This is a genomic window from Campylobacter showae, assembly GCF_004803815.1.
GTDB classification, from domain to species: domain Bacteria; phylum Campylobacterota; class Campylobacteria; order Campylobacterales; family Campylobacteraceae; genus Campylobacter_A; species Campylobacter_A showae.
Window position 1 is genome coordinate 1,449,318 of record NZ_CP012544.1, and the last position, 15,239, is coordinate 1,464,556.

Annotated in this window: 15 protein-coding genes; 13 read left to right on the plus strand and 2 right to left on the minus strand. The window is 46.4% G+C overall.

All coding sequences use genetic code 11. From position 1 onward, the window contains the following. Positions 1 to 91: 91 nt before the first annotated feature. Both msrA and CSHOW_RS07095 read right to left on the minus strand, forming a co-directional pair. Entirely contained in the window at positions 92 to 1,204 is a 1,113-nt protein-coding gene (gene msrA, locus CSHOW_RS07090; RefSeq protein WP_002949581.1) for a peptide-methionine (S)-S-oxide reductase MsrA, read from the minus strand. 493 nt (positions 1,205 to 1,697) lie between these two features. Next, positions 1,698 to 2,318: an IMPACT family protein gene (locus tag CSHOW_RS07095; protein WP_002949587.1), complete on the minus strand. Its 621-nt coding sequence runs from the start codon at positions 2,316 to 2,318 to the stop codon at positions 1,698 to 1,700. A 97-nt stretch (positions 2,319 to 2,415) separates the two neighbouring features. Between CSHOW_RS07095 and CSHOW_RS07100 the strand changes: the two genes are divergently transcribed. The 13 genes from CSHOW_RS07100 to CSHOW_RS07160 all read left to right on the plus strand — a co-directional run bounded on the left by CSHOW_RS07100 (position 2,416) and on the right by CSHOW_RS07160 (position 15,103). Beyond that, the gene (locus CSHOW_RS07100) at positions 2,416 to 3,999 is read left to right on the plus strand and encodes a cyclic peptide export ABC transporter (RefSeq protein WP_002949590.1); all 1,584 of its coding nucleotides are present in this window, start codon (positions 2,416 to 2,418) and stop codon (positions 3,997 to 3,999) included. Positions 4,000 to 4,055: 56 nt separating this feature from the next. Beyond that, positions 4,056 to 4,325: a DUF2470 domain-containing protein gene (locus CSHOW_RS07105; protein WP_002949591.1), complete on the plus strand. Its 270-nt coding sequence runs from the start codon at positions 4,056 to 4,058 to the stop codon at positions 4,323 to 4,325. 277 nt (positions 4,326 to 4,602) lie between these two features. Continuing rightward, positions 4,603 to 5,151, plus strand: coding sequence for a TonB-dependent receptor plug domain-containing protein (locus CSHOW_RS07110; RefSeq protein ID WP_002949592.1), 549 nt, complete (start codon positions 4,603 to 4,605; stop codon positions 5,149 to 5,151). Between the two features lie 39 nt (positions 5,152 to 5,190). Further along, complete coding sequence (locus CSHOW_RS07115; RefSeq protein ID WP_002949593.1) at positions 5,191 to 6,693, plus strand: TonB-dependent receptor; 1,503 nt, start codon at positions 5,191 to 5,193, stop codon at positions 6,691 to 6,693. Positions 6,694 to 6,868: 175 nt separating this feature from the next. Further along, positions 6,869 to 7,498 (plus strand): MotA/TolQ/ExbB proton channel family protein, encoded by a 630-nt coding sequence (locus CSHOW_RS07120; RefSeq protein WP_002949594.1) that lies wholly within the window; start codon positions 6,869 to 6,871, stop codon positions 7,496 to 7,498. After that, positions 7,476 to 7,898 (plus strand): ExbD/TolR family protein, encoded by a 423-nt coding sequence (locus CSHOW_RS07125; protein WP_002949600.1) that lies wholly within the window; start codon positions 7,476 to 7,478, stop codon positions 7,896 to 7,898. The genes CSHOW_RS07120 and CSHOW_RS07125 overlap by 23 nt, the downstream gene beginning before the upstream one ends. 50 nt (positions 7,899 to 7,948) lie before the next feature. After that, positions 7,949 to 10,021, plus strand: a complete 2,073-nt coding sequence (locus tag CSHOW_RS07130) for a TonB-dependent receptor (RefSeq protein WP_002949603.1) — start codon at positions 7,949 to 7,951, stop codon at positions 10,019 to 10,021. After that, positions 10,011 to 10,991, plus strand: a complete 981-nt coding sequence (locus CSHOW_RS07135) for a FecCD family ABC transporter permease (RefSeq protein ID WP_002949611.1) — start codon at positions 10,011 to 10,013, stop codon at positions 10,989 to 10,991. The genes CSHOW_RS07130 and CSHOW_RS07135 overlap by 11 nt, the downstream gene beginning before the upstream one ends. A 1-nt stretch (position 10,992) precedes the next feature. Then, positions 10,993 to 11,760, plus strand: coding sequence for an ABC transporter ATP-binding protein (locus CSHOW_RS07140; protein ID WP_002949614.1), 768 nt, complete (start codon positions 10,993 to 10,995; stop codon positions 11,758 to 11,760). 30 nt (positions 11,761 to 11,790) lie between these two features. Then, the gene (locus CSHOW_RS07145) at positions 11,791 to 12,612 is read left to right on the plus strand and encodes an ABC transporter substrate-binding protein (protein ID WP_002949616.1); all 822 of its coding nucleotides are present in this window, start codon (positions 11,791 to 11,793) and stop codon (positions 12,610 to 12,612) included. Next, a complete protein-coding gene (locus CSHOW_RS07150) occupies positions 12,612 to 13,373 on the plus strand; it encodes a protein TonB (protein ID WP_002949617.1) in 762 nt (253 codons plus the stop codon). Before CSHOW_RS07145 ends, CSHOW_RS07150 begins: the two co-directional genes overlap by 1 nt. Next, a complete protein-coding gene (locus tag CSHOW_RS07155) occupies positions 13,374 to 14,597 on the plus strand; it encodes a radical SAM protein (protein WP_002949618.1) in 1,224 nt (407 codons plus the stop codon). After that, on the plus strand, positions 14,594 to 15,103 hold the full coding sequence (locus CSHOW_RS07160; protein ID WP_002949620.1) for a flavodoxin family protein: 510 nt from the start codon (positions 14,594 to 14,596) through the stop codon (positions 15,101 to 15,103). The genes CSHOW_RS07155 and CSHOW_RS07160 overlap by 4 nt, the downstream gene beginning before the upstream one ends. Positions 15,104 to 15,239 lie beyond the last annotated feature (136 nt).

A 15,239-nucleotide genomic window follows, 5' to 3' on the forward strand; every position in this document is an offset into this window, starting at 1 on the left:
TTTGAAGTAAATTTCGTCCCAAGGCTAGACATATAGTCTGTCGCAGGGCGAAATTTACGAAATCATTTAAAAGTACTCGCGAGACAAGCCGCTACTTTTTAGAATACTGCGCGTCGAGGTACGGTATCAAGTACCCATACCCCTGCTTCTGCATCTCCTCCTTTGGCACAAACCTCAGCGCGGCGCCGTTGATGCAGTATCTTAGCCCTCCTTTATCGCGCGGACCATCGTCAAATACATGCCCCAAATGCGAATCCGACATCGCGGTTTTGACCTCGGTGCGCACCATACCGTACGATAGATCGGACTTTTCGGCGATCAGGCTAGCATCTATCGGCTTCGTAAAGCTCGGCCACCCGCAGCCCGCGTCAAATTTATCGTACGAGCTAAAAAGCGGCTGACCGTTAGTGATATCGACGTAGATGCCGATACGCTCCTCGTCGTTTAGCTCGCTGCTGTGTGGGCGCTCGGTCGCGGCGTGCTTTACGACGTCGTATGAGATGGCGCTTAGTTCATTTTTTAGCGTTGCGTCGTCTTTGTTTTTGTAGTTTTGCAAATTTTGCTTCATATCGCGCTTTTTATCGCTCAAAATTTCGCCCTTTTTAGGCAGGCTCTCAAAGGTCACGTGGCAGTAGCCGTGCGGATTTTTGTCTAGATAGTCCTGGTGATACTCCTCGGCTTTGTAGATATTTTCTAGCGGCGCAACCTCCGTTACGATGGGTGCTTTGTAGTTTTTTTGCTGCTCGGCGATAAAGGCTTTGATCGCCGGCTCGTCCGCCGCATCGGTGTAGTAGATGCCCGTACGGTACTGCGTGCCGCGGTCGCCGCCTTGCTTGTTTAGGCTGGTGGGATCGATGGTGTTAAAGTAAAATTTCAGCAAATGCGGCAGATCGATCACGTACTCGTCGTATTCGACCCAGACGGCCTCAGCGGCGTTCGTGTCGCCCGTGCAGACCTGCTCGTAGCTAGGGTTTGGCACCTTTGAGTTTGCGTAGCCAGTGTAAGTGCTAACCACGCCGGGAAGCTGCTTGAGATAGGCCTCCGTGCCCCAAAAACAACCGCCGGCTAGCACGATCGTTTTGTTCGCGGCCGCAGACTCTTTTGTTTTATGATTCATCTGTTCTCCTTGTAAATTTAAAAATATACCTAAAAATAGCGCCAAAGCGCCGACTATTCCTGCTGTTTTTAACGTTTTGCCAAGCATTTTCGCTCCTTATGGCTTAAATTTTTGATTAAATTTGATTCGGGCAAATTTGACTTCAAATTTGACGGTTTTGCATTTTACGCACCGAGACCCGCGCCTTTAAACTCCAAAATTTGTCATCAGGCGTTAGATTTTCAAATTCTTTTTTTGGGAGACGGAAGGGGTTTCTACTTACGAAGCGTCGCCCCTTCCGCCCCCAAACCCCCACCAACCCCACTGCACGTTATAAGTTGCTGCGCTATGCGCAGGTTTCAATTTAGCATTTTTAAGATGCAGGTCTCGGTGACTCAAATTTGAACATAAAACGATAAGGCGAAGTATCGCGAGATGATTTTTCGAGTTTTGAAGCAAAATTGAGCGTGCGCTAGGCATATAGCCTGCGGAGCGAAAATTTTGCAAAATCTCGGAAAAGCACTCGCGAGACAAGCCTTAGCCAAAATCAGCGAAATTATAACCGTCTAGCATAAACCCAACGTGAATTTCACCTCTTAATTTACTCTCTCGCGGCCAACGGCAAGGCGTAAAATTTAAACCCCTCCTGCTCAAACCCGCTCGCAAATGCCTGAAATTCCTCAAATTCGGCGCTGTTAAACTCCGCTCGCCAGATGGTACCCTCCTCGTTAAATTCGCGCTCAAAACTCAAATTTCGCTTTTCAAAATAGTGCTCAAAGCGCGAGCCCAGCGCGTATGGCGTAAAAAACACGCAAAGCGATTTTATCTCAAATTTAGCCAGCGCCCCGCAGCCCTCAGCCTCCTCTATAGCCGCATTTACCGCTGCGCCATACGCTCGCACGAGTCCACCCGTGCCTAGCTTTATCCCGCCAAAATACCGAACTATTAGCGCGCCTGCGTTTACGAGCTGGGCGCCTCTAAGCGCGTTTAGCGAGGGTTGCCCGCTCGTGCCCTTTGGCTCGCCGTCGTCGCTTTGATTTTCTACTATCTGGCCGTAGCCGTTTCGCTCGCGCAGCGCCCACACGACGTGCGCGGCCTTTGGATGCTCCGCTTTTAGCTGTTCGTGCAAGGCTTTAAACTCGCAGATAGGACACAAAAAACACAAAAACGTCGATTTTTTGGCTTCAGTTTTGGTCGATACGACCCGCAAAACCGTTTGCAATTTTCTCCTTTAAATAAAGCCCGATTTTAGCGAAATTTTAAAAATATTCTTATAAAATGGCGGCTAAAATGAAATAAGCTCTCAAAAAAGAATGAAAATGTTTAAAAAAATCTCAAAAAAAACGCTTTGGCAAATCATCGCCATGATCGTTTCCAGCGCCGTTTTTAGCGGTTCTGGGATCCTGATACTAGCCTTTATCAACAAATACCTCTTAAATTTAAAAGAAAAAGACGCTCAAATTTTGCTCGCGTTTTTCGCGATTTTGATTTTGTTTTTGGGCTTTTCGGTGCTCTCGCGCATCGCTCTTAGCGTGATCGGCAACGATTTTGTCTACGAGCTGCGCACCAAAACGATAAAACGGATCCTAGATACCGCAAATCAAAAAATCGTAGCCGCCGGCAAATCAAATTTGATCGCCTCGCTCTCAAGCGACGTGCGCAGCCTAACAGACGGCTTTATGCAAGTGCCAAGCATCATCCAAGGCGTGCTCATCATCGGCGCGACGGGCGCTTACGTACTGTATATCTCGGCCGAGATTTTCGTATTTTTGGTGCTGTGGACGAGCGTGGCGACGTGGATCTGCCGCCGCTCGATCAAAAACATCCACAAATACTTCGAGCAATACCGCAAGTGCGAGGACGCGCTATACCGCGACTATCAAACCTGCATCGAGGGGCATAGGGAGCTTAGCTTAAATTTAGCCCGCGCGAAGCGACTTTTTCTGGAGCGCTTTATACCAAACGCAAAAAGCCTGCGCACAAATATCGTAAAAGCCGAGATCCATCAGTCCTTTATGAGCAACTGGCTAAACACCGTGATGCTAGGCGCCGTTGGCATCGAGATATATTTTTGCCTAGCCTATGAGGCTGCTAGCCTGCAAGATGCAATCACGGTTGCGCTAGCGATACTTTTTTTGCGAGCGCCTCTCATGATGCTGCTTTACTCGGTGCCTAGCGTCTTTCGCGCGCGCATCGCCTACGAGCGGCTAAAAAAGCTAGACCTAGCACCATTTGAGCCGGAATTTGAGCTAGGCGAGACGGCTCCGCAAATTTGGCAAAAACTACGCCTAAAAGATATAAATTTCGCCTACGACGAGGGGAGCGAATTTGCGCTAAAAGATATAAATTTAGAGATTAGACGCGGCGAGACGGTATTTTTGATCGGTAAAAACGGTAGCGGCAAAAGTACGCTATTTATGATTTTAGCGGGGCTTTTAGCGCCTAAAAGCGGCGAGATGTTCGCAGATGACGTCAAAATCACCGAGTCAAATTTAAAAAGCTACGCAAACACGATCAGCGCGGTGTTTAGCGACTTTTATCTCTTTGACGAAGTGATGAGCGACGATGGGGCGCTGATAGAGGGGCTACTAAAAAAGATGTCGATAGAAAATAAAGTAAGCGTAAAAGACGGGAATTTTAGCACACTAAATCTATCTCAAGGCCAGAAAAAGCGTCTCGCCATGGTCGCAACGCTGCTTGAAAATCGCAAATTTTTAATCCTTGACGAGTGGGCGGCTGATCAAGACCCCGAGTTTAGGCGGCATTTTTATACTGAGTTTTTGCCTGAGCTAAAGGCGCAAGGCTACACTGTTTTTGCGATCAGCCACGACGATGCGTATTTTGACGCGGCGGATAAAATTTACGAGATACGAAACGGGCAGATCGCGCTCGTTAAGGGCTAAAATTCAGCTAAAAACGGTTAAAATAACGGATATCATTTTTAAATCAAGGAGACATAATGCAGCTAAGCGAGGAAGCAAGAGAAGCCAAAGAGATGGCGCTAGGCATGATGAATGATAATTTCATCGGCCTTACAGAGGATATGTGCGCAAAATTTGGCGGCTTTACCAACCCGCAAAACGTCAAAATGACCGATATCACCGAGGACGGCATGCACATCGCCTGCGACGAGGGCGAAGTCTTCGTGCCGTTTGAGAAAAAAGCCGAACTAACGGTCGAGAGTCTACGCGACGAGGTCATAAACATCGTAAACAGCATGGAGGGCTGAATCCTCCCCTTGCGCCTCTTTAGCCGGAGCGTAAATTTAGCGCGCTCGCTTGTTTTTACGCCAAATTTAACCCTCAAATTTAAACCCTTCCAAGCTTTACCTCGCATCAAATTTATTTTTAAAGCCTTTAAAATTTGTTCTTTAAATTTTACGATTTAAACGCTCAAAATCGTCTGCAAATTTAAACCCGAAATCCCACTCGAATTTCTATTTTATAAATTAAACTTACATAAATTGATTTTTATTATTAATTATGATAAAATCGAAGGGAGTTAAAATGAGCAAAAAAAGATTAGGCGCGCAAGGCGGCAAATTTATACTTTTGTCGCTAGTAGCAGCCGCGAGCCTAAACGCGCAAACCCAAAACGTCACGTTAGACGCCGCCATAGTAACGGCGATGGGTTTTGAAAGCGCGCTAAAAGAAGAGACTAGAAATATATTCGTCGTAACCAAAGCAGACGTCGAGGCCTACGGCTACCGCTCGGTAAAAGAACTCGTAGAAAAGACCCCTAGCGTCGATTTCGTCAGCACATCAAGCCTAGGCGAAAACATAGACATGCGCGGACAAGGCATGCGCGGAGACGGCGCGACGCCGACTATGGCCGTAAAAATCATGCTAAACGGAGTACCGATAAATATGGTCGATGCGGCGCATGGCATAATACCGCTTGAGATGATCGCGATCGAGGACATCGAGCAGGTCGAAGTAATGCCGGGAGGCGGAGCCGTGCTCTACGGCAGCGGCACTAGAGGCGGCGTGGTAAATATCATCACCAAGCAAAAGCCGCGAGATTTTTTCGCAAACGTGAGCTCCAAGATAGGTTAGTATAGCTACCGCGACGCCGCAGCCACCGTCGGCGGAAACGTGAGCGAGGATCTGTTTTTAAAATTTAGCGGCAAAGCGTTCGGTCAAAAAGGCTACAGACACGACTACAAGGAGCGCGGATACTACGTAAGCGGCGGGCTAAACTACAAATTTAACGACTCCCACTCGCTAAATTTGACGCCTAGCGTATTTAAATCAAAAAGAAACGATCCGGGCACCCTAACCCAAGATCAAGTTTCGCAAGACCGCAGACAAAACGCCAATAACGGCCTAACAAAGCTTTTTGAAAACGAGAAAATCGACGTTAGCGCCGTTTACGAGGGCAAATTTAACGACTTTTACTCGGTAAATTTGATGCCGTATTATCAAAAAATCAAAATCAAAACCTCCTCGACCGAGTCGGCTCGCGGCGTGCGCTATCCGTCGCAGGGACTTTTCGGCGATAAAAAATACGGCGTAAATTTTAAAAACAAGCTTGACTACGGCAGCGGCGAGTTTATCTTCGGCTACGACTACGAGCAAAACAAAGGCGATAGAGAGTCGCACTACGAGGTAAAAACGTCGCCCGTGATAAGCCTAAAACACGATACGACGCTAGATCTACAAAAGACCACGCACGCGCTTTATTTTATGGAAAAGCATAAATTTACGCAGGTTTTTGACCTGAGCTTCGGGTATAGATTTGAGCGCGCGCAGTACGAGGCCAGCAGGGTTTCTGATATGAAGGGCTTTAGAAACGGCATACCTTTTCCTCCGATGACTAGCTACAACGCCATAAGCGACGGCGGAGATATCGACAACCACGCGTTTGAGTTTACGCCGAATTTCAGATACTCCGACACCGGAAACGTATATTTTAAATTTGAGCGCGGCTACATCTCACCCTCGCCTTCTCAGGTAACCGACAAAGATCAGGTAACCAAGCAATACAAATTTAACGACCTAAAATCCGAGAAATTTAACACCTACGAGATCGGACTAAAAGATCACGTCGCAAGCATGCCGGTAAACGCTACCGTGTTTTTAACCGATACTAGCGACGAGATAGCCTACGCAGAGCTCGAGGCCAATCACGGAGACGCTTGGAAATACTACAACATCGCAAAAACCAGACGCTACGGATTTGAGTTTTTTAGCAGGCAAAACGTCTTTGATAGACTGATTTTGAGCCAGTCCTACGCCTACGTAAACGCCACGATCAAAAAAGGCGATAACGCCGGCAAAGAGGTGCCCTACGTTTCAAAACACAAATTTATATTCGGCGCGGACTACGAGATCGTGAGCGACTTGCACTTGTTTGCGGACTATAAATTTTACTCAAAGAAAAAGGGCGTAAACTACGACAATATCTCATCTCGCAGCATCGTGGACGCAGGCGTTTCGTATAAATTTAAAAGCGGGTTTGGCATAACGGGAGGCATAAAAAATCTCTTTAACAAAAAATACTACGACTACCAAGGCAAAAACAGCCAAACCTGCATTTACGAGTATAGCCCGGCAAACGAGCGAAACTACTACGTAGAGTTTAAATACGCTTACTAAACCGTTAAATTTAGGGCTTTATGCCCTAAATTTGCCTTTTTGGACGCTACGTTTTTCTGCGAAACGTTATTAGGATTTTATTATCTAACGCTATGAAATCTCGTCAAATTTTATTACCGATTAATGATAGCGGTGGTATAATAAACTGCTTTTGATAATTAATATTAGGATTAAAATGTTTGAGTATATAGAAGTCGGCGGTATATTTATGTGGCCGATATTTTGCCTTTCGGTGCTCGGTATCGCGGTGCTTCTTGAAAAGGGAGCGTATTTTTTATTTACCGAGATAGACGCGACGAGTTCGTTTAAGATCAAGCTTTGCAATCTCATTTTAGAAGGCGACTACGCAAAAATCAAAGAATTTTGCAAAGGCTACAAAAACTCGCTTGCTAAAACCGCGCTTTTCGTCGCGGAAAATTTAGGCGAAGGCGCGAGTAAAACGCAGATCGACTACATCGCCGAGGAGGCCGTATCCATGCAGCTAACCTCGCTTGAACGGCGCACGTGGATACTCGGACTTTGCGCGAGCGCGAGCCCGCAGTTAGGGCTGCTTGGCACGATAGTTGGTATGATAAAGGCCTTTAGCGGACTTAGTGGCGGAGTAGACGCTCCGCTCGTTGCAGTCGGTATCTCCGAGGCGCTTTATACGACGGCTTTTGGGCTTATAGTGGCGATTCCTTGCGTGATATTTTTTCTCATGATTAGCAAGAAAATAGATTTCATCCTAAACGATCTAAACCGCATTATGAGCCTGTTTGGACGCAGTTTTGAAAGGAGAAGCTGTGAAGTATGTCCGCAGAGATAAGGCCAGATACGCCGGCATCTCTATGTTAAATTTGATCGACGTGATATTCGTACTTTTGCTATTTTTCATGGTTACGACCTCTTTTAATAAATTTGCCCACATCGACATCGCCCTACCCCAAAGCACGTCAAATTTAGACGAAAAAGACACCAAAAACGTCGAGGTTTTTTATTTGCTTAACGGCGAAGTGCTTTTGAGTATAAACGGCGAGCAAAAAAGCTTAAATTTAGCAGATCTAGCCGCTCAAATCGCAAATTTAACCCCAAAGCAAAAAGAGAGCGTCAAACTAAACGCAGATGGAGCTATAAACTACGGCGAGGTCGTAAATTTGATCTCTATTTTAAAAGATAGCGGCACGCAAAACGTCGAGCTAAATATCAAGAAAAAGCCGAAAGGATAGAAAATGAACCCGGTTTTATCTCCCTGTAAATTTAACCAAGGAGAACAACTATGATTGCTAAATCAAGCCAAGGAGCTATCGCGCTTTCGCTGATAGCAAGTATAAATTTATACGCCGCGGAGGATAGCTCCACTAGACTAGACGCCACCGTCATAACTACGACTGGCTTTGAGAGCGCGCTAAAAGACGAGGTTAGAAACGTAACCGTTATAACCGCAAAAGAGATAGAGGACAGGGGATACCGCGATATCAAAGAAGCTCTCGAAAAAGCTCCGGGCGTCAGCCTAAACGGCAACAACGTAGATATGCGCGGGCAAGGTTCCAGAAGGAGCTCGTCGGCTAGATCGACCACGACCGTAAAGGTGATGGTGGACGGCGTCGTGCTAAACATGATCGACACTACGCCTACTAGGATCCCCGTAGATATGATACCTATCGAGGATGTAGATAGGATAGAGATAGTCCCGGGAGGCGGCACCGTTCTATACGGCAGCGGCACGATGGGAGGCGTGATAAATATCATCACCAAAAAAAGCAAAAAGAAATTTTACGCAGGCGTCTCTAGCAAGCTCGCCTCCTACTCGTATAAAGACGTAGCCCTAAACGTCGGCGGCGGAGTAACCGACGCGCTATCTTTAAAACTAAACGCGAAAAAATCTGACTCAAACGGATATAGACGCGGAGATAAAACCAAAGAAGACTACGTCTCGGGCGGCCTAACCTATCAGATAACGGACGATCAGGCGCTATCTATAAACTCAAGCTATTTTAAAGACAAAAGCCGCACCACGGGTGCTCTAAGCAAAGCTCAGCTAGAGCAAGACAGAAGACAAGCAGGATCAAGTAAAACCGACTATCTAAACAAAAGAGTTAGCGTAAACGCCGACTACTCTATAAATTTAAATGATGCGCTGACGTTTAATCTATCGCCTTATTATCAAAAACTAACCATGGACTCCTATAGCGCCTACAAAGACGGCGGCAGCGGAGCGCTAGGGCTAACCGATAAACAAGCCGGAGCTAAATTTAAGGGCAAATACGGCTACGGCAGCGGAGATTTTATATTCGGTTACGACTTTTTAAGACAAGAGGCCAAAAGATCTATACTCTCGAAATCTACGAGCAGACGCGGCCCTATCACGGTAAGCGCCGACGTCACGACCAAATTTGACGTAGAAAAGAAAACGCATTCGTTTTACGTGTTAGAAAAGCACGACTTCACCGATCAGTTTTCTTTGAGCGCGGGGTATAGGTTCGAGCTAGCTAGAAACGATATGGATAGGCGCTCAAACTCCGTAGTAAAGATGACGCCTGGCCGGACGATAACTAGCGCTTCGTCCTTTAAAGGCAAGAAAAACTCGGACAACCACGCCTTTGAGATAACGCCTAGCTTTAAATACTCAGACACCGGCAACGTTTATTTTAAATTTGAGCGCGGATTCGTCTCGCCCTCGCCCGTTCAGTTTGTGGATAAGCCAAACAGAACCGACTACGTAGTAAACAATCTAAAATCAGAAACCTACCAAACCTACGAGCTTGGCGTGAGAGATATGATCTATGATAATTTCATAAGCGCGACCGTGTTTTTAACCGATACGAAAAACGAAATCTACACCAGAACGCTCACAAATAACATAACCGACGGCTGGTTTTTTATAAATTTAGACGACGTCAGGAGATACGGAGCCGAGCTCTACGCCGAACAGCAAATTTTAGACAATCTAAAAACCAGCCAGACCTTCTCCTACGTAAAAGCCGAATTTAAAAAAGGTAGCAACAAGGGCATGGAGGTGCCGACCGTACAAAAGAGCAAATTTGTCGCCAGCATCGACTACGAGCCGATCAAAGATCTAAATTTACTCCTTGACGTCAAATACCTATCAAAGCTAAAAAGAGCGATCTACTCGGGCGTGACAGACATATCCGGCTACGAGACGCAAACCGTATCTAGAACGCTAGTGGATCTTGGCGCAAAGTATAAATTTAAAGGCGGATTTTCGGTCTCTGCAGGAGTTAAAAATTTATTCAACAAAAAATACAACTCCTATCAAAGCGAGCTAGAGGATATATACGAGCCCGCAGACGAGAGAAACTACTACGTAGAGTTTAAGTATGCCTACTAAAAACGGAGTTACGGCGGTTTTGGCGGCGCTTACGGCGCTGCTTTTTATATTTTCGCTTAGCCTAGGCGGGGCCGATATCTCGTGGCAAGATATCATCAAATTTGCAAGCGGCAGCGAGATAGACGAGATAAAGGAAACTATCCTGCTAGAAATCCGCTTGCCGCGCGTCATCATGGCATTTTTGATCGGTATGCTGCTAGCAAGCTCTGGCGTCGTCGTGCAAAGCGTATTTTTAAACCCACTAGCAGACCCCTACATCATCGGCATCGCCTCTGCTGCGACCTTTGGCGCCGTGGCGGCTTATCTTTTAAAGCTTCCCGATTTTTACTACGGCGTATTTGCTTTTTTTAGCGCGGCGATACTTTCGGTGCTGATCTTTAAACTCTCCAAAAAAGGCAAATCCATCGCCACGCTTCTTATCATCGGTATCGCGTTTTCGTCGTTTTTGGGTGCGTTTACGAGCTTTGCGACCTACCTCATCGGCGAGGATAGCTTTAAGATAGTAGCGTGGATGATGGGCTACGTGGGCTCGGCAAACTGGGAAAAGATCGCCTACATCAGCGTTCCTCTCGTGCTATCTATGGCGTATTTTTACTTTAAGCGATTTGAGCTAAACGTCATCTTAAGCGGCGACGAGGAGGCTCAAAGCCTAGGCGTGGACGTAGAAAAGATGAAAAAACGCCTACTTATCGTTTCATCCTTAGCCGTGGCGTTTTCGGTCGCGTTTACGGGCATGATAGGCTTTGTGGGGCTCATCATCCCGCACACGCTACGCATGATACTAAAAACCTCGAGCAACATCGTTTTGATACCTATTAGCGCCTTTGCGGGCGGGTTTTTCCTGCTGGCCTGCGACACGATAGGCAAAAGCGTTCTAAGCCCGACCGAGGTACCTATCGGCGTGGTTACGGCGTTTTTCGGCGCTCCGTTTTTTCTATTTTTAGCTATCCGCTCAAGCAGGAGCATATAAAGTGAAAGTAGAAAAACTATGCTTTAGCTACGGCAAAAAAGAGATACTAAAAAACGTAAATTTGAGCCTTGAAAACGGTAGGTTCGTAGGGATTTTGGGTCCAAACGGCTGCGGCAAATCCACTCTTTTAAAAAATATCCTAAGAATTTTATCGCCAAATAGCGGCGTGATCACGCTAAAAAACAAAAAGCTGGAGGATTATTCGCTAAAAGAGTTGGCTAAAATTTTAGGCTTCGTGCCGCAAAAAACGGTTCTAAGTATGCCGCTAACGGTCGAGGATATCGTACTAACGGGGCGCTTTTGTCATCTAAAAAGCCAGTTTAGCGGATACGACGCAAACGACGTAGCCAAAACCTACGAGATCATGCGCCTGCTTGACGTAGAGCGGTTTGCTAAACGCAGCGCCCACTACTTAAGCGGCGGAGAATTTCAGCGGGTGCTGCTAGCTAGAGCGCTAGTTAGCGAACCAAAAATTTTACTTCTTGACGAGCCTACGAGCGCGCTAGATCTAAACTACGGGGTTCAGATGCTAAAGATCTGCGAAAATTTAACTAGAGAGCTAAATTTACTCTCCGTAGCCGTGCTACACGATCTAAATTTAGCCGCTATGTTTTGCGACAAGATCGTGATGTTAAAAGACGGCGAGATACGCTACGCAGGCACGGCAAAGCAGCTTTATACGAAAGAAATTTTACATGAAATTTACGGGCTAAACTGCGAAATTTTAGAACACGACGGCATGCCGTTCGTCGTGCCCGTAAAGCGATAAATTTACAAATCAAATTTGAAAGGATTTTCTATGAAAAAAATAGCCGCACTTTTGCTTGCAGCCAGTTGTCTTTTGGCAAATTTAACCGCAAATTCGCCCAAAAAACTAGTCGTACTAGACCCATCAGTCGTCGAGATAGTCTATATGCTAGGCGCGCAGGATCAGTTAGCGGCCATCGCTACGCTTCAGTTTTCTAAAATTTGGCCGGAGGATCAAACCGTAAAGCTAAAAAGCGTAGGCACATACACAAAGCCAAATATCGAGCAGATCGTCGAGCTAAAGCCTGATCTTGTTATCACCAGCTTTCACTCGGCAAACGTAAACGAGAGCCTTGCTAAATTTAACCTAAAAACCCTCACGCTAAAAGCAGATAGCGTCGGCGATATCTACAAAAATATCGAAGAAATCGGCAAAGTAACGGGCAAGGAACAAAAAGCGAGCGAAGTCGTAAGCGAGATAAAATCCAAAATCGACTCTTTCGCAAACAGCGAGATAAAGGGCAAAAAGATACTAGCGGTATTTTCCTCGACGCCGCTTACTGGCTTTAGCTCAAAGACGCTGCCGGGCGATATCTTTACCAAACTCGGACTAAAAAACATCGCCGATAACGTAGAAGGCTCGACTCCGATCGTCTCGACCGAGTTTATCTTGTCGCAAAATCCGGACTTCATCGTCGTTATCGGCGGCATGGGCGGCGACGGCGAAAATTTCCTAAAACAAAATCCGGTGCTTAAAAAAACGACCGCCGCAAAAAACGGCAAAGTACTCACCGTGCCCTCCTCGCTACTACTTAGAGGAACGCCTCGCATAGGCGAAGCCGTAGATAAATTTTACGAGATGCTAAGCAAATAATGCGCTACTTTCTAGTCTCGCTCGTCTTAAATTTAGCTCTACTTTTTTTGCCGTTAAACTCGCGCCCAATAGAGAGCGCAAAGCCGCAAGAAACGATAAAGATAAAGCTAAATTTGACGCAAGAGGAGCCTAGTAAAGAGACTAGAGAGCAAATCCCGCCTCAAAGCGCAGAGCCATTTGAAAGGCCGCAAGAAACGCAACCCGAACCGGTCAAATTTGAGCCCGAGCCCGAAATTTTACAGCCCGAGCCAAAGCCGGTAGAGCCGGAACCCAAAAAGCCAAAGGAGGAGAAAAAGCAACCGCCAAAGCCAAAAATAAAAAAGCAAATCTCGCCAAAGCCGGCGCAAGCGGTAAAAGAGGAGCCTAAATTTGAACCGGCACCCGCACCGACTCAAATTTTACCCGCCGAGCAAAGCGCGCAGCCTAGCTCAAATTTAGCCCCCGCAAAGCAGCCCGCCGCGCAAGATAGCGGCGAAGCAAAAGAGCAAAACGCGTGCAAAGAGGGCGTCGGCTTTACCGTGGCGCGCGAGCCGGAGGCCAAATATCCCAAAAAAGCGCTCATGCTGCGGCTAAGCGGGATGTTTAGAGTCGAAGTAGATTTTAAATTTGACGGAGAGATAAAGATAATAGCCGTTCGCGGGAAAAATAAAATTTTTAACGACGAAGCCGTAAAAATAACAAAGGAGTTAGAAATTAAAGCGTTAAAAAATATTTCGAATTGTATAATTACCAAACCTTACGAATTCAAAACGGAGGAATAGATGTTTGAAACCAGGCAAAAAGGGCACGCTGGACCGACGCGCCCCAAAAAAATAAAAATGGCGACTAACGCCGAGGTGGAGAAATTTCTAAACAAGGAGCTACCTGCGCAAAAGGACGGCGTGATATACATTCACGTGCCTTTTTGCGATAATATCTGCTCGTTTTGCTCGATGAACCGCACAAAGCTGGAAGACGAGCTAGACAGCTACACGCAGTATCTGCTGGGCGAGATCAAGAAATACGGCAAATTTCCGTATCTGCAAGCTAAAAATATCCGCAGCGTCTATTTTGGCGGCGGAACTCCTACGATACTAAAAGAAAAGCACTTAGAACCGATCATCACGGCTCTGCGCTCGAGCTTTAATATCGCCGAGGACTGCGAATTTAGTCTAGAAACCACGCTACACAATCTAAATTTGAGCAAAGTGCGCCTACTAGAAAGTCTAGGCGTAAACCGCTTTAGCATCGGCGTGCAGACATTTTCGGACAAAGGCCGCAAGCTACTAAACCGCGTCCACGACAAAAAAGGCGCGATAGAGCACCTAAAAATGATCAGGCAAAATTTTAGCGGCATGGTTTGCACGGATATTATATTTAACTACCCCGAGCAAACGATAGACGAGGTGCTAGAAGACGCCCGCCTAGTCGATGAGCTAAACATCGACAGCACGAGCTTTTATTCGCTTCAGCTTTTTGAAAAATCAGAACTTGCAAAGACCGTATCGCAGGATTATTACGACGTAAATTACGAGCACAAGCTGCACAACGCTTTCTTTGAAAAGCTGCTAGGCACTGGCAACTACGAGGTGCTAGAGCATACTAAATTTAACCGTATCGGCCGCGACCGCTATCAGTATATCCGCCTAAGCCACGAGGGCGCCGATATCCTGCCATTAGGTAGGGGCTCTGGCGGAAAGCTAGGCTACTACGACATCTACAACGCAAAAGAAAAAATGCGTATGATAAATAAAGTAGACGACAAACAGCGTGCCGAAGGACGGCTAAAAAGCCTCTTTATGTACCCAAAAATCGACCTAGCGCAGGTTAAAAGCCTAGTTAGCGATGAGACCTTTAGCGCGCTAATGGAGTTTTTCAAAAAATGCGAAAGCAAAGGCTATATGCGCATAGAAAACGGCTTTTTAAACTACACGACGGACGGCGTATTTTGGGGCATGTCGATCGGCACCGAAGTAGCAAATATCTCACAAAAGGACTTTGAATGAAAAAAATAGTTATCTACACGAGCGCGACCGGAAATACCGAGAAAGTCGGTCTTGCTATCGCAAACGAGCTTGGCTGCGAGGCGGTCAAATTTAGCGAGGATCTGCATCTAGATTTGGATCGCTACGACTTTATCGCGCTTGGATTTTACGTCGATAAGGGCGACGCGGAGCCTAAATTTAAACGCTTTTTGCGCGAGATAAAGGGCAAAAAAGTCGGCCTGTTTATGACGCTAGGTATGGATCCCGAGCACGAGCACGCGATGAACTGCCTAGAAAAGGCAAAAGTCGTGCTACGCGAGGGCGAAAATGAAATTTTACGCGAGTTTTACTGTCAAGGCGCCATCGATCCAAAAGTCATCGAGCAACTACGCAAAATGGGCGAAGCAGCGCCAAACGACCCGCGCTACGCCGTAACTCCGGAGCGCGAAGCCAGATGGGCTAGAGCCGCAACTCACCCAGACGCAAACGACCTAGAAAACGCAAAAGCAGTGTTTAAAGGGATATAAATTTGCCGCCGCTTGGCGGTCAAATTTGCTAGTCAAATTCGGTGCATTTTAAATTTGTAAATTTGCGCTCTATTTTTGGCTTTACTTTAAATTTTACTCACCCAGACCCGCATCTTGAAAACTATAAATTTGCAAA